This window comes from Acinetobacter sp. L-24, assembly GCF_056857555.1.
In genome coordinates this window covers 1-18,512 of record NZ_JBSXNI010000012.1, presented here as the reverse complement: position 1 = coordinate 18,512, position 18,512 = coordinate 1, and the positions used below count along the sequence as shown (strand labels likewise).

At 37.3% G+C, this 18,512-nt stretch carries 22 protein-coding genes; 11 read left to right on the top strand and 11 right to left on the bottom strand.

Annotated elements, in window-relative coordinates; genetic code table 11:
• Positions 1–161: 161 nt before the first annotated feature.
• Together AC13CK_RS00555 and AC13CK_RS00550 are read left to right on the top strand one after the other, a co-directional pair.
• Positions 162–2,117, top strand: a complete 1,956-nt coding sequence (locus AC13CK_RS00555) for an alkyl/aryl-sulfatase (protein WP_000693745.1) — start codon at positions 162–164, stop codon at positions 2,115–2,117.
• A gap of 352 nt (positions 2,118–2,469) precedes the next feature.
• Positions 2,470–2,889, top strand: a complete 420-nt coding sequence (locus tag AC13CK_RS00550) for a hypothetical protein (protein WP_228738738.1) — start codon at positions 2,470–2,472, stop codon at positions 2,887–2,889.
• Between the two features lie 101 nt (positions 2,890–2,990).
• On the opposite strand, the gene AC13CK_RS00545 is transcribed toward AC13CK_RS00550, so the two are convergent.
• Positions 2,991–3,794: a DUF4942 domain-containing protein gene (locus AC13CK_RS00545; protein WP_031946115.1), complete on the bottom strand. Its 804-nt coding sequence runs from the start codon at positions 3,792–3,794 to the stop codon at positions 2,991–2,993.
• A 145-nt stretch (positions 3,795–3,939) separates the two neighbouring features.
• On the opposite strand from AC13CK_RS00545, the gene AC13CK_RS00540 reads away from it, so the two are divergent.
• Complete coding sequence (locus AC13CK_RS00540; protein WP_044108680.1) at positions 3,940–4,350, top strand: hypothetical protein; 411 nt, start codon at positions 3,940–3,942, stop codon at positions 4,348–4,350.
• A gap of 14 nt (positions 4,351–4,364) precedes the next feature.
• Positions 4,365–4,895: a hypothetical protein gene (locus AC13CK_RS00535; RefSeq protein ID WP_482830872.1), complete on the top strand. Its 531-nt coding sequence runs from the start codon at positions 4,365–4,367 to the stop codon at positions 4,893–4,895.
• A 127-nt stretch (positions 4,896–5,022) separates the two neighbouring features.
• Here AC13CK_RS00535 and AC13CK_RS00530 read toward each other — a convergent pair whose 3' ends face one another.
• From AC13CK_RS00530 to AC13CK_RS00520, 3 genes are read right to left on the bottom strand one after another with little or no spacing between them, the layout of a single operon-like run.
• Positions 5,023–5,553, bottom strand: a complete 531-nt coding sequence (locus AC13CK_RS00530; RefSeq protein WP_044108682.1) for a hypothetical protein — start codon at positions 5,551–5,553, stop codon at positions 5,023–5,025.
• Between the two features lie 34 nt (positions 5,554–5,587).
• On the bottom strand, positions 5,588–6,337 hold the full coding sequence (locus AC13CK_RS00525; protein WP_482830871.1) for a hypothetical protein: 750 nt from the start codon (positions 6,335–6,337) through the stop codon (positions 5,588–5,590).
• A 12-nt stretch (positions 6,338–6,349) separates the two neighbouring features.
• Complete coding sequence (locus AC13CK_RS00520) at positions 6,350–6,694, bottom strand: hypothetical protein (RefSeq protein WP_482830870.1); 345 nt, start codon at positions 6,692–6,694, stop codon at positions 6,350–6,352.
• 255 nt (positions 6,695–6,949) lie between these two features.
• Here AC13CK_RS00520 and AC13CK_RS00515 point away from each other — a divergent pair, with 255 nt between their 5' ends.
• The 5 genes from AC13CK_RS00515 to AC13CK_RS00495 all read left to right on the top strand — a co-directional run bounded on the left by AC13CK_RS00515 (position 6,950) and on the right by AC13CK_RS00495 (position 11,566).
• Positions 6,950–7,315, top strand: a complete 366-nt coding sequence (locus AC13CK_RS00515) for a hypothetical protein (protein ID WP_482830869.1) — start codon at positions 6,950–6,952, stop codon at positions 7,313–7,315.
• A 193-nt stretch (positions 7,316–7,508) separates the two neighbouring features.
• Positions 7,509–8,285, top strand: a complete 777-nt coding sequence (locus tag AC13CK_RS00510; protein ID WP_482830868.1) for a hypothetical protein — start codon at positions 7,509–7,511, stop codon at positions 8,283–8,285.
• 536 nt (positions 8,286–8,821) lie between these two features.
• On the top strand, positions 8,822–9,895 hold the full coding sequence (locus AC13CK_RS00505; RefSeq protein ID WP_044108689.1) for a class I SAM-dependent methyltransferase: 1,074 nt from the start codon (positions 8,822–8,824) through the stop codon (positions 9,893–9,895).
• The gene (locus tag AC13CK_RS00500) at positions 9,892–10,248 is read left to right on the top strand and encodes a hypothetical protein (RefSeq protein ID WP_482830867.1); all 357 of its coding nucleotides are present in this window, start codon (positions 9,892–9,894) and stop codon (positions 10,246–10,248) included. Before AC13CK_RS00505 ends, AC13CK_RS00500 begins: the two co-directional genes overlap by 4 nt.
• Entirely contained in the window at positions 10,241–11,566 is a 1,326-nt protein-coding gene (locus tag AC13CK_RS00495) for a DNA cytosine methyltransferase (RefSeq protein ID WP_043041742.1), read from the top strand. The genes AC13CK_RS00500 and AC13CK_RS00495 overlap by 8 nt, the downstream gene beginning before the upstream one ends.
• A 57-nt stretch (positions 11,567–11,623) precedes the next feature.
• Here the strand turns inward: AC13CK_RS00495 and AC13CK_RS00490 are convergent, their stop codons facing one another.
• Positions 11,624–12,079 carry a hypothetical protein gene (locus AC13CK_RS00490; protein ID WP_044111029.1) on the bottom strand — a complete coding sequence of 152 codons (456 nt, stop codon included), beginning with the start codon at positions 12,077–12,079 and terminating at the stop codon, positions 11,624–11,626.
• 521 nt (positions 12,080–12,600) lie between these two features.
• Here AC13CK_RS00490 and umuD point away from each other — a divergent pair.
• Entirely contained in the window at positions 12,601–13,119 is a 519-nt protein-coding gene (gene umuD, locus AC13CK_RS00485; protein WP_033917549.1) for a translesion error-prone DNA polymerase V autoproteolytic subunit, read from the top strand.
• Positions 13,116–14,405 (top strand): Y-family DNA polymerase, encoded by a 1,290-nt coding sequence (locus AC13CK_RS00480; protein ID WP_482830866.1) that lies wholly within the window; start codon positions 13,116–13,118, stop codon positions 14,403–14,405. The genes umuD and AC13CK_RS00480 overlap by 4 nt, the downstream gene beginning before the upstream one ends.
• A 155-nt stretch (positions 14,406–14,560) precedes the next feature.
• On the opposite strand, the gene AC13CK_RS00475 is transcribed toward AC13CK_RS00480, so the two are convergent.
• The 6 genes from AC13CK_RS00475 to AC13CK_RS00450 all read right to left on the bottom strand — a co-directional run bounded on the left by AC13CK_RS00475 (position 14,561) and on the right by AC13CK_RS00450 (position 18,087).
• Positions 14,561–14,809 (bottom strand): hypothetical protein, encoded by a 249-nt coding sequence (locus tag AC13CK_RS00475; RefSeq protein ID WP_005006022.1) that lies wholly within the window; start codon positions 14,807–14,809, stop codon positions 14,561–14,563.
• A 34-nt stretch (positions 14,810–14,843) separates the two neighbouring features.
• Complete coding sequence (locus AC13CK_RS00470; protein WP_005006024.1) at positions 14,844–15,305, bottom strand: hypothetical protein; 462 nt, start codon at positions 15,303–15,305, stop codon at positions 14,844–14,846.
• 260 nt (positions 15,306–15,565) lie between these two features.
• A complete protein-coding gene (locus AC13CK_RS00465; protein WP_482830865.1) occupies positions 15,566–15,799 on the bottom strand; it encodes a hypothetical protein in 234 nt (77 codons plus the stop codon).
• A gap of 330 nt (positions 15,800–16,129) precedes the next feature.
• Positions 16,130–16,555 (bottom strand): hypothetical protein, encoded by a 426-nt coding sequence (locus tag AC13CK_RS00460; protein ID WP_024160768.1) that lies wholly within the window; start codon positions 16,553–16,555, stop codon positions 16,130–16,132.
• Positions 16,556–16,593: 38 nt separating this feature from the next.
• The gene (locus tag AC13CK_RS00455) at positions 16,594–16,749 is read right to left on the bottom strand and encodes a hypothetical protein (RefSeq protein WP_005006030.1); all 156 of its coding nucleotides are present in this window, start codon (positions 16,747–16,749) and stop codon (positions 16,594–16,596) included.
• A 189-nt stretch (positions 16,750–16,938) separates the two neighbouring features.
• Positions 16,939–18,087, bottom strand: a complete 1,149-nt coding sequence (locus AC13CK_RS00450) for a hypothetical protein (protein WP_024160769.1) — start codon at positions 18,085–18,087, stop codon at positions 16,939–16,941.
• Between the last annotated feature and the right edge of the window lie 425 nt (positions 18,088–18,512).

Here is an 18,512-nt window from a genome sequence, read left to right as displayed (position 1 = left end):
GACCTCATTCGAGTCTGGACAAAATGACTCCAGATGAGTTTTACTATGACCAGCTACCACAACAAAATAAGGTAGCTTAACTAGAGCAGAGTATCACTTATAAATAAGCTTTTAGTTGTTCAAACATGTGGGACCACCTCTATTTAAAAAAAGGAAAGAAGATGAAAATTAAGTTTTTAACAGTTTCATTGATGCTTATTCTGCCATTTTCTGTTTTTGCAGCAAATACTGTAGTAGAAAAAGCGGTCATTGAATCAAATAATACATATAAGGCGAAGTATAACTTAGAGGATATGACTGAGTTTAATCAGGCTCAAAAGGGCTTTATTGCCAAGCCAACAGGTCAAATTAAAAGTGAGAAAGGCAATGTTATCTGGGATTTTGATGCATTTAGTTTTTTACAAGATCAAGCACCAAATACCGTTAATCCCACTCTATGGCGACAAGCAAAATTAAACAACAATGTTGGGCTATTTAAAGTAACAGATCGAGTTTGGCAAATTCGTGGTTTTGATTTGGCAAATATGACCATCATTCAGGGTGATACTGGCTGGATTATTGTGGATACATTAACCTCTAAAGAAACGGCTGAAGCAGCACTTAAATTTGCTAGACAGCATTTAGGTGAGCAAAAAATTTCAGCCATTATCTTTACCCATAGCCATATCGATCATTTTGGTGGTGCATTAGGCGTTCTTTCTAGCGAAGAAATTAACGCTAGAAAAACTCCAATTATTGCGCCAAAAGGCTTTATGGAAGAAGCGACCAGTGAAAATGTGATGGCAGGTTCAGCCATGATACGTCGTGCGACTTATATGTATGGAACTTTTCTACCTAAAAATGCGGAAGGATTGGTGGATACAGGTTTAGGTAAGGCTGTTGCTGTGGGAAAAATGGGCATCCTTGAGCCTACACAACTGATCACTCAACCAGAACAGAAAATGACGGTTGATGGCTTGGATTTTGTGTTTTATAACGTGCCGGGTTCAGAAGCACCAGCAGAATTAACGTTCTCTATCCCATCATTGAAACTTTATAACGGCGCAGAAATTCTATCTCATACCATGCATAATCTTTATACCCTTCGGGGTGCTAAAGTCCGTGATGCCTTAAAATGGGTGGGCTATCTAGACCAAGCAATGCAGCATGCCAAAGCATCCGATGTATTGATTGCACAGCATCATTGGCCTGTCTGGGGCAATGACAATATTCAAGATTTTATTAAAACCCAGCGAGATGTTTATAAGTTCACGCATGATCAGACGGTGAGATATATGAACTCTGGTTTTAATGGCGCTGAAATTGCCGAAAAAATTAAGCTTCCAGCGGCACTTGATCAAAAACTATATGCTCATGGCTATTATGGAACCCTAAAACATAATGTAAAAGCAGTATACCAATATTATATGGGATGGTTCGATGCCCATCCTTCCAATTTAGATCCATTACCCCCTAAAGCTGTTGCAAAAAAATATATTGAGTTAGCAGGTGGGGAGAACAATGCATTGAAAAATGCGCGGGATGCCTACGCTCAAGCTGACTATAGATGGGCTGCCGAGATTTTAAAACATATTGTGTTGAATAACCCTCAAAACCAACAAGCAAAAGACTTATTGGCGAATACTTATCGTCAATTGGGCTATGCTGCTGAGGCTTCAACTTGGCGTAATTTCTTTTTGGTGGGCGCTCAAGAGCTACAAAATAATGTACCCCTACAAAATACTTCTGATCCGAGTGATTTATTGATTCATACACCAACTGAAAGATTTCTTGAAGCTATGGCGACAAATTTAGATGTGGAAAATTTAAAAAATGAAAACCAGTGTATCAATCTGGTTTTGTCGGATACCAAAGAGCATTTTTCATTATGGGTTGAAAACTCAGTCATGCAGTTTAAGCGTTATGATGAAAGTAAAGATTTGGCATTGGATTGCCCTACATTAACCTTAACCAAGCCCTTATATCTAAAAATGATTACAGGTCAAATAGAAGGGGTAAAAGTCCTGCTTTCTAAAGACAGTAAAGTCAAAGGTAATCCACTGAAAATTGGAAAATTCTTTGCAATGTTTAAACGTCCAGATTCAATTTTCCCGATTGTGACTCGACCAAATGGCTAAGCTCAAATAAGTAAAGTCGAAACTTAAATTAATAGATCCAAAGAAATGGGTGAAATTATCAACTTGGTTCTCCCAATCTTATAACAGGAATACAAGAAATTATTTCTTGTATTCCTCTTTAAAATTAAAAGTAAGCTATATGTATTTTAACTCTATTGATACTTTATTAAATGGTTTTTGAATTTTTATACTTTATTTTCGATGGAGATATTTTTATTAGTAGCTTGTTTAAAAAAGATTTGTTTATTTTTCTATTAATTGCTTCTAAATAATAACTTCAATATTTTTGTGGTTAAAAGGCAAGGGGGTATTATGATGTGTTTTTTATTGAAAATAAGCTTTTATATTAGCCTTGTTGTTATTAGATCGTAGTATCCTAAATATGAATCACCATGAATATAAAATCGAACATATCAAGCAACGTGCGTTATGTGCCAACCTTTATATCGTTGATGAAAACGCATCATTGTTAAGTTGTAAAACATATGAAGATAAACCAGCTCAAGACCGTCTTGTGCTTGAAAACATCACCATTACTGAAGCGATGAAATTTGCTGAAAACAACGGATTCTTTAAAGCTAAGTACCAGGTACTTAAAGTGATTCAATATTTTGATGTTGAATTGGTACTCACGGCGTCTGATGTTGAGCACTGTGCTGAATTACACCAGTTTAGCGGTGGCTATAACGTGACGGTGCTTGCTGATACACCAGAACACGATCTTATTGCAATGTGGCTTACAGCAACAAACCAAAAGGGGGTATCGCTTTAGTGGTTTGGATAAAAAACAAATGAAAGTGGCACGATCGCAAAACTGGTGCCGTATATAGCTAAAAAAACCCTCAATAGTTTTTGAGGGTTTTTTAATGTGCTTTACAAAATAGGTTCATCATACGCACGGCGTTTGTGTTTTACATTTGGATCTATGCCAATTTGATTCGGATATAACAGGTTTAATACCTGGTTAATGCGATCAACTACGCATTGATTAAACAAGATATGACAGTTACCGTTTTCGTAGATCTTAATGCGTAATAAATTATCATCAATGCTATGCCAGATACCACGGTGTAACCTGAGTTTATCTAATCTGGTGTGGTCTAAAGGCTTGCCAAATAACTGCCTTGCTATAAAGCGTACTTCTTCCACTAAATTATCTCTTCTGCAATAAGAATGGTAGCTATTGTGATGAATGATCACGCACGGGTTAATACCAGCACCAAGATTGGTTTTGTATTTGCTTGATAATTGGCTAAACAAGGAATCAACTTTACGTGCATATGCCATGTGGCGTGTAGACCAGATAGATTCTAAGAATACATTCACATTATCCATCGTGAAATCTTCAATTTCATGGCGAACAATTTTATCTTGCAACGCATCATATTCTTTTTCAGATATGAAGTTTCTAAGATTGATGATCTCAGTTAACTTCCTCCAGAAGCATGATGATATTTGTTTTAAAGCAGATTCTTCAGTGTTGAATGATGATGAATATGATTTTCGAGTGATTGCACTCACAATCTGATAAGCATCAAGTTCAATATCTTTGATGGCTTCATAAATGACCTTTATTGACGATTTTGCTTTTTCGCATTGCAAAATTAGCTTTTCGACTTCAACAAAGTCTAATTCAGATGCTTGCACTTCTCTTTTTATATTTACCAACATATTCATAATTGCCCACTTAATTAGCTTAATTGTCTATATAGATATTTTAATAAAAACCATGGTCATTAATTTTTTTTAAAAATTTATAAGCTAACTTTTCCACTATAATTAAATTAAATAAGCACAACGCTTAAAACTTGGAGTAGTGGAAATGGCTTTAATGAAATGCGTAATGATTGATTTAGATTTTGAATATAACAACGGTTGTGTAGAAGTCTTAACTGACAAGCTATTCGTTTATGCAAGCTCTTATAGTGACCTTGTTGTTGCTATTCACCAGCGTATTCAACAAGACTGTAAAATCCTTTCTACTTCTCTTAAAAATGAGAACAAAGAACTTCATGTAAAGCTAAATGACAATAACCGTAAAGCTAAAGTGACGTTCTCAATTAAACGTGATGTCTTTTATGTTGATTCAAACAGTATTGGTGCGTTATTGCCTCATTTTCAAGATCTGAATGTGGGTTGCTGCACGATACAAAAGGGCAAATCTACTAACATCAATAAGCTACTGGATTACAGTTTCTTTAATGAAATTAATTCGATAGTCATTCCTTTTTAATGCTTCAGGTGTTTATGGCTCAACCTTTAAAACTCCTTTTAATACCACTGGCTATGTTAGCCAGTGTTGTTGTTTTGGCTTTGGTCTTTCATGGAATGGGGGATAGCTACTCAAGAGTGATGTATGCCGTCTGGTTCTTTCCGCTACTGCTTATGTACTTAGCTGTGGCTCCTACCTATTACATTTATAGAAAATTGCCGATTCATAGCAAAACTGCATTACCTCTACTCATTGGAACTGTCACGGTCTACCTACTGTTGTTCTATTTTGTATTTCCTGTTCCAGCCAAAGTACAACATGATTATTCATCTCAATTAAAAGGCTTGCAAGAAAGCAATGAGGGCTTCAATAGCATTAATACAATGCTGACCAAAAAAGAAGTGTGCCGTGATGGTCGATTAAATGGTTTTGAATATTTCTTGCTTGTAAAAAGCTTAAAGGATGATGTCGATATGCTTATGAAAAAACAACATTTTGTTATGTTCTCAACTGATCGAACAAATACCAATGATATAAAAATCTGTAATGAGTATATTGTTAAATGAAAAAATCAAATGAGCGTTCAGAACATATACGTGCGACAACTTTAATCAATTAAAAAACACCGCTTACGGCCATAAATCTATGGCCAAAAAAAAGAGAGGGCAAACCTCTCTTTTTTTATGGATCTGATTAGAACAAATCTCTTTTAAGGTACTTGTTTACTTTTTGCTGCACCTTGCTGGCCATAAAGTGTGTGCTGTGAAGTCCATTGTATTCGGTCACGCATTCAAAGCTTTCAAGCAATAGGCTTTCAGGTGAGATCCCATTCCATGCGTTGAACTTCTCCAGGCCGTCTAGTGAGAGCAAATCATATTCTATCATTCCCTCAATTGCCTTGCGTTGTAGGTTGATTGCTACATCCAGCACTTCACCCTCAATAAGCGCTCTGGCTTCGCTTGGATTGAACATTCCAATGCGGTGAGCTTCGGCAACAGGCTCAACCTGTAACGGTGCACTCACTTCAATTTCGTATACTTCACCATCTTTGGGATGAAACAATACAACCTCAACAAAAATCACTTCAATAAAGTTGGGAACAGTCTTTTTTGCTTGCCCAATGATATTGATTACGCATGACGGAACGCCGTTATATGTAGCACTCTCGGTTTTCAGAATGTGGCGAATTTTATCGGTACCAGGATTCAAATTATGTAGTTGCATTGTCGTATCTCCAAGTTTTAAGCCATGAGCTTGATTAGTTTTGTTTAAAGTGTTCTGTGAACTCTGACCATGTTTCAGGGCGATCAAGAAGATCTGCCAGCTTCCCTAGTGTGCAATTGGTTAAGTAAACTTCCTTACCTAATGCAGACTTTAACAATGGTTTTAAGCTGTTTGAAAAACGTCTTAGGCATAACACATGCTCTTTACCAGCATTATTGAGTATTGCCTCTTGTATGAGCTGTATTGCCGTATATACGGCTTTATCTGTGCCTACGCCTGAGTAGATCAACTCAGATCCAACCTCTAAACCATCTGTGACGATAAACGGTTCATTACATGACTTTGGCACTGGCATGTTATGGTCACGAGCAAATTGAATTGCCTTATTTAGATAGTTTTGAGCTTGTTCAACGGTCAATAGACAGTTGTAGACTTCACCAGTAGCGGTGAGTTTTGGTGCCGTGAATAATGGTTTAGTTGCTACTGTTGCTTCGTATTTTTGCTCTGGTGCTTCGTAGTAGTACCACAAGTCAAAATCAGTGCTGAAATCATTGTAGACTTCTAAATCAATCGCTTTTAAAAAGTCTTGGATAGGCTGAAAAAAAGCTACTGGTTCATCCATCCATACATCCTGGTAGGCATTGACCATTTCAGACAATTCAGCAAATTGCTGTCTACTTACCATATCGGGTATTTGACCAGATTTAAGCTGATTCAACTGTGAAAATAAAACTTCTCCGTCAGTAATACGCCCTGACTCAATGGCAAGTACAAGCTTTTTCATGCGCCCAGATCCTTAGTTCAATTCACGTTCAATAATGATGTGTCTAATGGTTTCGATCGCCGTGTCATATTGCGATGTAATCATTTCAGCCAAGCTATTCACTGATTCATATTCAAGGTGACTTAATGGTGTGAAATCCTCACCAAACTCTTTTAAAAACAGCGATTCAAAGTCTTCTGCTTCGGTATCCGCAATCGCAATAAAATCAAAAACGGTGCTTAACTGAAGGTTGCAGTTAGCATCAAAACTAAGGTGGTTATTCACCGCATCAGCTTTGACAAGTCCTATTGCCCAATCACTTAAAGGATTCGATGCAAAATGTTTTGCTGATTTAGCGTCAACTGGTAATGAGTGCATAGGGGATCGCCTATCTGTTAGAATAGATAAATAGTATCAATCCTTAAAAGGTTTTAACTTTTCTCTTAAAATTAAAACATGAGTTTTATTTTAATCAATTAAAATCAACGTATGCGTTTTAAGCAAGCTTAAAGTGGTTTTATAAGTCTTATTAAATATTTTAAAAAAAGAATAATTATTTTTAGAAAAAAAGTTTTAAGGGTTTTATTTTTTATAATTAAAAGCGAAAGGTGAATTTATTTAAGGAAAACCAAAATGATTTTAGGTGATATTTTAGCTCTTGCGATGGTTGGTACTTGGTTGCTTACTCTTGATGAATACAAAGCTAAGCTTCTTGCATGGGGTCGCACGACATTTACGTTGTTAGCGGTTACTGGTGTTGCAACCATCATTATTTCTTATGTATTTTATTCTACGGCGCAAATCGCATCTAAAGACTATGGCCAAGTAGTCGGCTGGTATGAAACCGTGCGTATTGCTGAGATCAGTGAACCATCGGAAAAAAAGGAACAAGAGATTCGTAAGTTTTATACGATCATGGCTCAAAACCCTAAAGAGCTATCTCACCGTGAGTTCTACAAGCTCCAAACACAATATAAGAATGTGATTTATACAAAGTAATCATTTACTAGGCCTGGTTACAGGCCTTTCGTCTATTCAATCGTAGGATGTATTCAAATGTTGATTCAAGAAGAGCCTAGTTTAATCTCAATTACCTAGATTTTTGTGGTGAGCTAATAGTTGTGTCCAACGCTTTATTGGCTATTTATTTTAATTTACTTATTGTTGTTAGATAATTTGGGTTAAACCGACTATGATGAAGTCTGAAATAGAACAAATATTACAAGAGCTTACTAAGGAGTTTTCTACAAAGACTACGGCGCTACTTGAAGCTAGAAAAGTATTTGTAAACTTTGATCCAGAAGTTCAATTAAGCATATTACAGCTAAACCAGCATTCAGATCTTAATGCTGTACTTCCAGAACTACAAAAAGAGACTGATAAAGATCCTTTGTATTTAACACTATGCAATATCTATTGGATAAAGGTTTATAATCAGATTGTCAGTAAGAGTAACTATCGTTTAGAGATCAAAACAATGTTCTATACGAAGTACTGCACACAAAACGGCAAAGTGTTTGGGCTTAATGCTGCACGTAAGGCACTATCTGTTATGAATGATCTTTCAAATAATTCATCACTGATTGATGTGCTTGCTAATCAAGTCGGTATATACGATACGATATGGAGTTTTAAGTTTGTTGAGAAATCACCTAAAACACGTATTCATGGTACTGGTATCAATAAGAAAAGAAAAATAGACCAATGTTTCAATATGGTTCGTACTTTTGAACAAATAGCTAAAACAATTGATTTAAGCATCAGTGCTGATGAGTCATTGTTAGACATTGATGAAAAAAATTTTGATAAGGCTATCGAGGAATTAACAACAAATCTAAATATGAATAAAGGGTATTACATTCGTATTAACGAACATCTTGAAATTCAATTAGCGAAAACGGCAATCACTATTTACGTAAAGTTTAGTGAAATAGCATCAGGTAAACTTAATAAGTTATATGGGCGATAGGTGAAGTCATGATTTTAAGTGGCCCAAGCAAAGATTTTTTTAAACGTAGATTCTTCCAAAATCACAAGGTTTTGAAAGTAATGCTATACATTTTTTTCATGGCTATTTTTCCAATACTACTTGGTGTAATGGGATTTTTTATTTCAACCAATATTGGTATCATTTTTAGCTTTGGTGTAGTCGAACATTTATTTCTTTCTGTTCCTTTGACATTGGGGTTCTTCATCTTCGGACTGTGTTTCTTCCTTTGGCTAACTAAAGACTAGTAGGTATTTACTATGACTAATTCATGCGCCATTAATAAAGAACACTACTTTGCTGTTCGTTATTCCTGGTTGCATCAACCAGTAATGCAACAACTAGCATTAGAGTTATGTGAGGGTATTAAGAAAATATAAATCTTATTTTCGCTAATAATAAAAGGCTGATCATTTCAGCCTTTTCTATTTCATATTATTTTTATAAAAAAGTTTTATTAGAAAAACTGACTCTACAATTAAGTAATCAAGCTCATTGCTTAAAACTTGGAGTCGGTCGTGGATTTAGAAAAAACGCAAAGCAATAATGAACAATTGCAACTTTTCAATAAGTATTTATCGGATGCAAGAAATAGCTTTATTGATGATGAATTTAAGATTTCAAACATTTTTGATGCACCGCATAAGAATGAAGTTGTTCGTTTAAATAAGAAATCACAAGCATATGTTGAAGCTAATGGCTGGATGTCCAGATCTTCCGCATTAGAACGTTTAGAACAATGGAAAAACGTTGCGTTTAACCAATATCTAGATCCAACGATCCGCAACCAAAACAACCAAAAAATTGTCCTTTCTCTTTTTGATTTGTCTGGCACATGGTCACAACCATGGGTTGATGCTGGCTATCAAGTATTTCGCTTTGATATACAGGCAGATCCTTATTTTGGCGATATTAATAACTTCAGCGTGGAATTCTTTAACGAGCTTTTTGCATGCTTTGATGGTTTGGACGTTCATGCGATTTTAGCTGCATGCCCATGTACTGACTTTGCTGTTTCTGGTGCAAGACATTTTACCGCCAAAGATGCTGATGGTCGCACTTTAAGCAGTATTGAGCTGGTGTACCAAACTTTAAGAACAATTGAATTTTTTAAACCGAATATTTGGGCAATTGAGAATCCAGTAGGGCGTATTGCGAGCTTAACCGGGTTGTCGCCGTGGCGTCTGTCGTTTGATCCGTTTCATTTTGGTGATACATACACCAAGAAAACATTATTGTGGGGCCGTTTCAATGCCGACCTACCAATTGCACCTGTTGAACCTGTTGAGGGTTCTAAAATGCACCGCCTATACGGTGGCAAGAGTATTGCGACTAAGAATGCCAGAAGCGTAACGCCTGAAGGTTTTGCATACTCATTTTTCACGGCTAACAACGCACATAGCAATTCGTTAATGACGATTTGCAACAAGTATGATCGTTTAGATCCTGAGCTTTTGAGTCGCTGTTTAAATAGCGGTTTGAGTGACTACGACATTTCTAATTTGATCGATGACGATTATTACGACTGTGATGATTATTCAGCACATCAAACATTAGAAAGTGCCGTTGAAAGCATGGGGGTGGCTGTATGAATCTGAGCAAGGTTATTCATGCTTATAGGTATCTGTCTCCAGGAGATGTACCGCATGAATTAAGAGATCTAAGCCATAGTTTAAGTGTGAATGAGCAACTCCATTTTGCAAGTTTGCTGCTACACATGATTCTTAATTGCAATCTGGCCAACATAGCCATTACACACCAAAACTTTCATAGCCTCATTGCATTCATCATTCAACAACGTGGCTTTGTTTCTGAATTAGACTACCTACAATTAAATGTGGATGGGCTCTATAAGCAATTATTGGCTGATCAGAAATCATATGTTCATGACCAAGGGATAATCGACATTAAAGGGGCATTTGTAAGAGGGAATTTCTATGTATAACTTGCTTCCACATGAATTAATCGTTGATAACTTTGCTGGCGGTGGCGGTACATCAACTGGTTTAGAACGTGCGTTCGGTAGACCGATTGATATTGCAATTAATCATGATCCGAAAGCCTTGGCCATGCATCGCATCAATCATCCAAAAACAAAGCACTACTGCGAGAGTGTTTGGGATGTTAACCCTGTAAAGATTACGGGCAATCAACCTGTTGGCTTGGTTTGGCTTAGTCCAGACTGTAAACATCATAGCCGTGCGAAAGGTGGCAAGCCGTTAAACAAGAAGATCCGCGGTTTAGCTTGGATTGCTTTAAGGTGGGCTGCAACAGTTCGACCACGAATCATCATGCTTGAAAACGTGGTTGAGTTTGTTGAATGGGGTGATTTGGATAAGAACGGTAAACCGATTTTAAAGCGGAAAGGGCGAACGTTTAACTGTTTCGTGAATGCGCTCAGGTACCAAGGGTACACGGTCGAATATCGTGAACTACGAGCATGCGACTATGGTGCACCGACATTGAGAAATAGATTTTTCTTAATTGCTCGGCGTGACAATTTACCGATCGTCTGGCCAGAACCCACACATGCTGAATTTGACTTTTTTGCACCTCAAAAAACGAAAAAACAACCATGGAAGACAGCTGCTCAATGTGTGGACCTTAATTATGAATGTTTAAGCATATTCAAGCGTAAAAAACCTTTAGCACCAGCTACATTAGAGCGAATTGTGAGGGGGATTTTAAAATATATCGTTCACAACCCAAAACCTTACATCGTGGACAATGTGGCGCCAATTCTTACTGAGTGTGCCAATGGTTCAAGTCGTAGATCCATGCCAATAAATGAGCCATTACGTACAATTACAGCAGAAACAAAAGGCGGTACACATGCGCTATACGTGTGTCACCTATCTAAAATGAAAAAGGGGTGCACTGGCCAAGAGCTATCAGAACCATTTCACACGTTAACGACCGTGAATCAGTTTGCGGAAGTACGTGCGCTACTTTTGAAATTTACCGGGCAATTCAACTTTAAGAATGACTTGTTTGAACGTTTCGGCTTAATCGAAATCAATAATGAACATTATTATATTGAAGACATTGGTTTTAGGATGATTCAACCATTTGAGTTGTATAAGGCTCAGGGCTTTCCAAGCAATTACATCTTTACTCATGGTGTAGATGAAAATAACCAAAAAATTAAGCTGACGAAAACTGAGCAATACAGAATGGTAGGTAACTCAGTACCTCCAGATCTATCCCATGCACTTGTCAAAGCAAACTTTAAACATGAAATGGAATATCAAATTGCATCGTAAAAAAAACCTAGCATTGATTGGTCAATGCTAGGTGGGTATAAGACTTTTCAGGGGCTCTTATATTGCAAATGCTAACTGTGCTACTGGTGGCTTTAACATGCCCATTGATGTTAATACATCAGTGTATGTACGTACAGACCAGGTATTCGTTGATATATCAAAATAGATACAACTAAAAATAGTTTTGTACTCAGCGTACAGGGTAATCAAGTCAAAGCTATCGATATTGGCATTTTCAACCCGTTCGCTATATGTCGTACTGTAAGAGACACGCGTTAGATCTTCAGGTGCAAAATAGACAATACGTGCTTTGTCGCCGTGTCTTTCGTGGTTGTATTTGATCGTATTACACTTTGATAATCTCTCAATGTAACGGTCAAAAGAAGCTGAATTTTGAATCTCTTTGTAGAGTATTTCCGTTGCATGGTGAATAAAGCTGATGCTTAACCCAATACCGTGCGAACTAAGGATTTTGTCTCCATCCGTTTTAAACATCGTATAGCGTAGATACATCTTGAATACTCCAAGTTTTAAGCCGTGAGCTTGATGTATTCATTTTAAAGACTGTTTGGGCTTTAAAATTTTTTCAAAAAAAAACCTAGCTAGGCTAGGTCAAAAGGGTAGAAGTCAATTAAATAACCTGGAGATCCAGCTCAAGTCCTAATGCCATAAATGCTTCTTCCAGTACTTCAATCTTGGTTGTGTATTCAAGTAAATATAGGTGTCCAACTTCAGTAACACTCAGCTTCATCTGTTTATGCGATGAATTCCCTCTAAACCATCTGCATATACAAGTAAGTCGGTTCCTGATCTCTGGCCATGGTCTGACCAGGCCTGGAAACCAAAATCACCGCGTCAAAATTTAGTACGCGCAACAGCCTTATATCACTTGAGTTTTTCTAAGATCTAAGTCAATTTTGAACTTCCAATACGACCAGTAGGCAAGTGGCATGCCTACTGGTTTTTATTTTTTGATTGATCATCAGACATGCAAGAAATAGAATTGGTATATATATTCTTTCACCGGTCTTGAGATGTCAGAAAAATCAGAAATACCGCTGAAAGCTGGTGATTTAGTTGAAATTGAAGCTCTTGCTCCTGGTGCACCTAAACGCATTCCAGTGGCGTTAGAGCTGCTGTCGGCTGGATTTGCATCACCAGCACAAGATTTTATTGAAAAGTCGGTCGATCTCAACGAAATGCTGATCACCAATGAGTACTCTACGTTTATTGGTAAAGTAGGCTCTCGTTCCATGCTAAATGCTGGTATAGATATTAACGATAAGCTCATAATCGATAGAAGCTTAGACGCCAAGCATCTAGATATTATTGTTGCTCAGCTAGAAACAGACTTTACCGTTAAGCGGTTGATGATCACCAAGCAAATGTCAGCTGGTGAAATTAATGAAATTTTTGGTCCAGATGCAAAATCTATCCCTCCAGTTTGGCTTAAAGCAGAAAACCAAGAGCACTCACATATTTTTCTAAAACCTGAACAGGAATTGATTGTGTGGGGCGTAGTGACTTACATCATTAAAGACGCACGAAAATGACAAACCGGGTATTTATTCATGTTGATATAAATTCGGCATATTGTTCGATGGAAGCATTTTGGAACCCTAAGTTAAAGGGTAAACCATGCGTTGTCTTAAGCTCTAATGATGGAACAATCATCGCGAGAAGCGCTGAAGCTAAACTCTTAAAAATCCCGATGGGTGCGCCACTCTTTAAGGTCCAAGACATCATCAATAAACATAACGTTCATGTGCTATCGAGCAATTTTGCGCTGTATGGCGAAATGTCACGCCGTTTTCATGGAATATTATCTGGTTTTGTAGATCCAAGCTGTTACAGCATTTACAGCATTGATGAAGGCTTTATAGAATTTACTCAATTTACTAAAAACTTTGATGCTACTGAAATGGCACGGGAGATTCGGCATCAAGTATATAAGCTTATTGGCTTAACAACGTGCGTGGGTGTTGGTAGAACACTGACTGAAAGTAAAATGGCCAACAACCTTGCCAAAAAGAATCCAGAATTAAATGGAATCTGTAATTTAGTGACAATGAGCCTGGTAGATGTCGAAAGCTACTATCAAAGCATGCCAGTTGATGAAATATGGGGTGTAGGGCGAAAGTACGCTAAAAAGCTTAATGACATGGGGATTTTAACTGTGCTGGATCTTGCAACATCCAACCCGAATCGAATGCGTGAACTCTTCAATGTGAATATGCAAAGTACGATTTTAGAATTGCTTGGCCAGTCATGCTTTGAATTTGAAAGTTCACCTAAGGCGAAACAACAGATTGTCTCGAGCAAATCTTTCGGCCAGAAAATTACTGAGCTCTCAATTCTTCAAGAAGCCGTCAGCAAATATACCCATAATGCACTCAATCGGCTTGTTGATGAACACCAGCTTTGCGGATCTCTGATTGTTTTCTTGCAATCCAACCCATTTGACCAGTCAAAACCGTATTACAGCAAGTCGTTAACATACACGTTTACCCAACCTACAAACAATTTGATGCAACTTGTTAAAGCTGCCACATCACTGATTGATAAATTGTACAAAGAGGGGATAGAGTTTAAGAAATGTGGCGTGATGTTGTGTGAATTGATAAAAGAAGAACATCGCACGATCGGCCTACTAACTGACGTAGAGCAGCTTGAAAAAGAGCAAGCGTTAATGACGGCGTTTCAAAGCATTCAAAGTAAGTTTGGCAAGGCTAAAATTGCTGCTGGATCATGTAATCTGAAAAATAGAGATTGGGAACCTAAGTCAGAACGTCAAAGCCGTAACTATTTTAGTGAGGCTGGTATGATTGTCTTCAATTGATTCATTTGAGGGAATTTGTTGGCAATGACAGGGATGGTCAGACTCGAACTGACATTCAAGGAATTAAACCTTTGCTTTAATGAGATTGATTAGATCTCAAAACCAATTGGCTACACCCTCGGAAATATAAGTACTTTTACCTCCAAAATAAGAAATTAAGATTGCTGATAGCTTCTTGGTGATTCAGCTGGTGTACCATCATCATATCGCCAAAATAAGAAGCTTCCACTCCATTCGACATCACCTGAAGCATAGTCACGGATCTTATCGCTCCAGCGGATAGGTTTAATTTCATGGTCTAAGAATTCATCCCACACAATAAACGCCGTGCCATCTTTGTTTGGGATTTGGTCCTCGATGAAGAACCAGGGTGACTTCACATCACCAGAACAGCGTTTTGTCATTTTGTCTCTCTCACACTTTTGAGTAAGCCTCAAATTAATTGAAAAGATCATGAAAACTGTTTTGAACGTCAGACCGTGCGATCGGCGCTGTTTCTTGCTGCACAACTTCATCAATCAAATAAGCAACAGGACTTACAGATTGGCTTTTTGTGAAAGTCGGTGCACCAACTTCAGCGATAAACTTCTCGCTAATCGGTTTTTTTATTTCTAAGCGATACACACGGCGCAGCTTGTTTAAGCAATCAGACATCGATCCATCGCCAATACCGTGACGGGTTTTCTTGTTATCACGAGTCTTAAACGTGAAGTATGGAAAATGTTTGGCCATGACTGCAGTAATGTCTTTACCAACCAGGTAAATGTGGCTGTGTGTTTCGTAGAAGTGGGTAAATGACGCCTCTACGTGATAAGCAGCCAACAAGCTTTTTGCTTGTGGGTCAGTGATAACCGATTTAACTTGGTTAATCATTTTTTTGGCAATTGTTTTGTTATTCATGATGAACACCTTATAAATTTGATTAATTAGATTGAGTTAATGCTAGTTGCGTAAAAATACGTGATAGGCACACTTTACATGTAACAAGGTGCGGTACCGTGTCCACGGTAACATCACCTACTTTCATTTTGAATTCTTTCTTTGCTTCATCTGCAGGGAATAAGCCTCCAGCTGAGCACAAGTACTGGTTTTTCTCACGAACCAATTTAGATCCTGAGTAGTCTTCAGCAAAAACCAAGTGAGTCACTGTATTTGATTTCTCACCATCGCGTTGCTAAAACCTTGGTGGACCATTCTTCCCACAAATTGAACTTTTTAGCTTGTTCAACCATATGGTGCAGATCTGCAGTAGAAATTCTAACTGATGGCATTGAAGGGTTATTTACGGATTCTGGCGCACGAGTTACACGAACAAGTTCTATAACTTCATGCGCTTCAATTGGACCATATTTGCGATCAAGGTTTTTGTTCAGTAATTCATTAATAGAAACCATTTCAACTCCAAGTTTTAAGCTTTCTGCTTCAATATGTTTATTTTAAGATAGAACCTAACCCAAAAACTTTTTTAAAATTATTTATTATTGTTTTACTGGTCCTTGCTGCGACTTTTAACAGATAGCAGCTAAAAATAGTAATGAGGATGCTATTAGAATGATGGAAGCAATTAACGAACCATACAAATAAGCATTGATCCTGGTGCGCCAGATCTAGCGCTGGCCACAACCAAATTTCTAAACCTTTTTTTAATCAACTAAAAAAACATCGAATGCGGTTTTCAACTGCCAAAAAGTGAAGCAATAGACATGCTTCACTGGTTGTTGTTATTAAGCTTCAGTCAATTCATTAATATCTAGGATATGAACGCCGTTTGATGTCAGTAGCCAACATGGGAGGGTATGTGCTTCAGTGACTTGAAGTATGAGGCTGTTAAGAGTGTCACTAGATTTTTTGCAGTAAAGGCAATCAGGTTCAGGATTGCTACCATCATCATCAATCAATGGCGTGTCAGCAATTAAGCGGTATGAAGCATACTTAATGATGTCAATATCATCGGCATTGATTGGCTCTTTTGAGCTTAGGAGTACTTGCTCTAAGCTGAATGCTTCAGGTTCAATCCATTTAACCTTGCTGGTGTTTTCAATCTGGTAACTTAACTGAGTGCCATCAGCAAAAAACACGACAAATTGACCATCTTCAATGTGCTGTACTTTAAAATTGCATGGAATGGTGAATGTGTTGTAGTAATTCATGGGGTTTCTCCAAGTTGTAGGCGTTGAGCCTAAGTTGATTAATCGTTTAAAACAGATTCGATAAAAGAGAGTATTTCAGCTTTAAGAGATGCTGAAATGGTTGCAGTATTTAACTGGCTTAAATACATATCAGCTTTGTCTTTTATTTCTTTTGACGTTGCGGTTTTACGAATTAAAACTAATGTATTCCACATATTAAAAGCCCTTAAGGATAGTGATTAAATCTATATTCATTATACAAAGCGCAATAGCTGTTTAATTTTTCTTAAAATTTAAAATTTAAAAATTCAAAACCTTTTTAATCAATTAAAAAACATCGAATGCGTTTTAAAAAATGCCCAAAAGAAAAGGGATAAGGGTTTACGCTTATCCCTGTTTGGGTTTTAGATATGGCAATCAACAATCGTGATTATATAGTCGCTTGGAAAGCTCTTCAGCAATGCTTGGTTTTTGGATTCCCAATTTTCCTCTTTGTATAAGTCTTCTCCAAACAATCCACATTCTGAACCTGTCCAATCTCCGATTTCTGCATCAGTGGTAGCATCTAAGAAACAGTACGTACCGAATGGGTTTGCTGATTTTTTAGCTAGGAATTCTTCACGGCTCACCAAAAATTCATCAAATTCATGTCCGAATATGCCAAACAGGTTATCCGTATCACTGGCTTTCATTAATAAGATTGCATCTTGGTTATGATAGAAATTACGCTTATCGTTCACTGATTCGATTGATTCATCAGACCAAACATCAGCCCATGACCGCCAAGTACGTGAAGCATCACCGATACACTTCTCAAAATAGTCATAAACACGGTTAGCTTCGGTTTTTAAGCGGTTGATTTCGGTTTCAAAATCTAGCTCACCAATCGGACAGCTATCCACTTTTCGTCCATCAAGACGCAACAGCATGTTTTTCCAACGTCCTCCGATTTCATACCAATCGTATTTCGGATTCGGGTTGGTGGTGGTGAAGTAATCGACCACTTTACCGTCAGCATCAAGCTCTATCCATTCTGTCCAACTTTCATCAGGTTTTTCACCTGTCAAAACAGTCGGCGTAACTTTTTCGTTATACCAGTTAATGAACTGTTGAAGCTCAAACACTTCAGTACATGGCACATCTTTTTGATGCCATTGAATGAACATGCCTAAATCACGAATGCGACTTGAGTACGTACCATCATCGTTTTTGACCTGTACCACTGATAAATGTTTACCGCCGTTCGGGAAGTCAGCAAAAATATCACCTTTGTTGTTTTTGATGGCATCAAGCTCGAAGTCTGTTGCATCACGCACGAAACGAGGGTCGTCAAGAAACGCATAGCGTTCTTCACCATCATCTATGATAGGCTTTGAGTTTTTCATCAAAGTGATTTCTGTCGATTCGTATTGGTCTTTAATTTCGTCCAATGATGATTCTGAAATGCAATATTTGTTTTTAATGCCTGAGCATTCAAATTCGTAAAATGGTTCTAGGGCATCTACAACATCACCATCAGGGGTGGTAACTACTGCAACTGTGAAATGTGACATTTTAAAATCTCCAAGTTTTGAGCCGTGTGCTCTACATCTGAGATTCCATAATAGTTATTAAGTGGCGTTTATAATTTTTTCCTTAAAATATTAATGAAGCTGAATTTAACAACGGTAGTGGTTCAGTAATTAAAATATTTTAATCAATTAAAATCACCGTATACGTTGAATAAAACTAATATCAATTATTTATATTTAATTAAATAAAATAAGGCTCACATATTAAAATAACCTGATTACATAGATCTATATCAAAAAAAGATGGCAATAATTAATAGTTGCCATGGCAGAGTAAAACTTGAAGTGCGACATAAACCACCTAATTAATTTAAAGGGTTTATGGAGTATATAAAATTGTCATACCATCATCTTAACTTTGAAGATCGTACTGCATTAATGCTTGAGTCAAGAAAAGAAGGCTTTTC

Bases quoted from the DNA above. Each gene is read 5' to 3' on its own strand.
- AC13CK_RS00555 (WP_000693745.1), top strand. From the start codon at position 162: ATGAAAATTAAGTTTTTAACAGTTTCATTGATGCTTATTCTGCCATTT.
- AC13CK_RS00545 (WP_031946115.1), bottom strand. From the start codon at position 3,794: ATGAATATGTTGGTAAATATAAAAAGAGAAGTGCAAGCATCTGAATTA.
- AC13CK_RS00540 (WP_044108680.1), top strand. From the start codon at position 3,940: ATGGCTTTAATGAAATGCGTAATGATTGATTTAGATTTTGAATATAAC.
- AC13CK_RS00535 (WP_482830872.1), top strand. From the start codon at position 4,365: ATGGCTCAACCTTTAAAACTCCTTTTAATACCACTGGCTATGTTAGCC.
- AC13CK_RS00530 (WP_044108682.1), bottom strand. From the start codon at position 5,553: ATGCAACTACATAATTTGAATCCTGGTACCGATAAAATTCGCCACATT.
- AC13CK_RS00525 (WP_482830871.1), bottom strand. From the start codon at position 6,337: ATGAAAAAGCTTGTACTTGCCATTGAGTCAGGGCGTATTACTGACGGA.
- AC13CK_RS00520 (WP_482830870.1), bottom strand. From the start codon at position 6,694: ATGCACTCATTACCAGTTGACGCTAAATCAGCAAAACATTTTGCATCG.
- AC13CK_RS00515 (WP_482830869.1), top strand. From the start codon at position 6,950: ATGATTTTAGGTGATATTTTAGCTCTTGCGATGGTTGGTACTTGGTTG.
- AC13CK_RS00510 (WP_482830868.1), top strand. From the start codon at position 7,509: ATGATGAAGTCTGAAATAGAACAAATATTACAAGAGCTTACTAAGGAG.
- AC13CK_RS00500 (WP_482830867.1), top strand. From the start codon at position 9,892: ATGAATCTGAGCAAGGTTATTCATGCTTATAGGTATCTGTCTCCAGGA.
- AC13CK_RS00495 (WP_043041742.1), top strand. From the start codon at position 10,241: ATGTATAACTTGCTTCCACATGAATTAATCGTTGATAACTTTGCTGGC.
- AC13CK_RS00490 (WP_044111029.1), bottom strand. From the start codon at position 12,079: ATGTATCTACGCTATACGATGTTTAAAACGGATGGAGACAAAATCCTT.
- umuD (WP_033917549.1), top strand. From the start codon at position 12,601: ATGTCAGAAAAATCAGAAATACCGCTGAAAGCTGGTGATTTAGTTGAA.
- AC13CK_RS00480 (WP_482830866.1), top strand. From the start codon at position 13,116: ATGACAAACCGGGTATTTATTCATGTTGATATAAATTCGGCATATTGT.
- AC13CK_RS00475 (WP_005006022.1), bottom strand. From the start codon at position 14,809: ATGACAAAACGCTGTTCTGGTGATGTGAAGTCACCCTGGTTCTTCATC.
- AC13CK_RS00470 (WP_005006024.1), bottom strand. From the start codon at position 15,305: ATGAATAACAAAACAATTGCCAAAAAAATGATTAACCAAGTTAAATCG.
- AC13CK_RS00465 (WP_482830865.1), bottom strand. From the start codon at position 15,799: ATGGTTTCTATTAATGAATTACTGAACAAAAACCTTGATCGCAAATAT.
- AC13CK_RS00460 (WP_024160768.1), bottom strand. From the start codon at position 16,555: ATGAATTACTACAACACATTCACCATTCCATGCAATTTTAAAGTACAG.
- AC13CK_RS00455 (WP_005006030.1), bottom strand. From the start codon at position 16,749: ATGTGGAATACATTAGTTTTAATTCGTAAAACCGCAACGTCAAAAGAA.
- AC13CK_RS00450 (WP_024160769.1), bottom strand. From the start codon at position 18,087: ATGTCACATTTCACAGTTGCAGTAGTTACCACCCCTGATGGTGATGTT.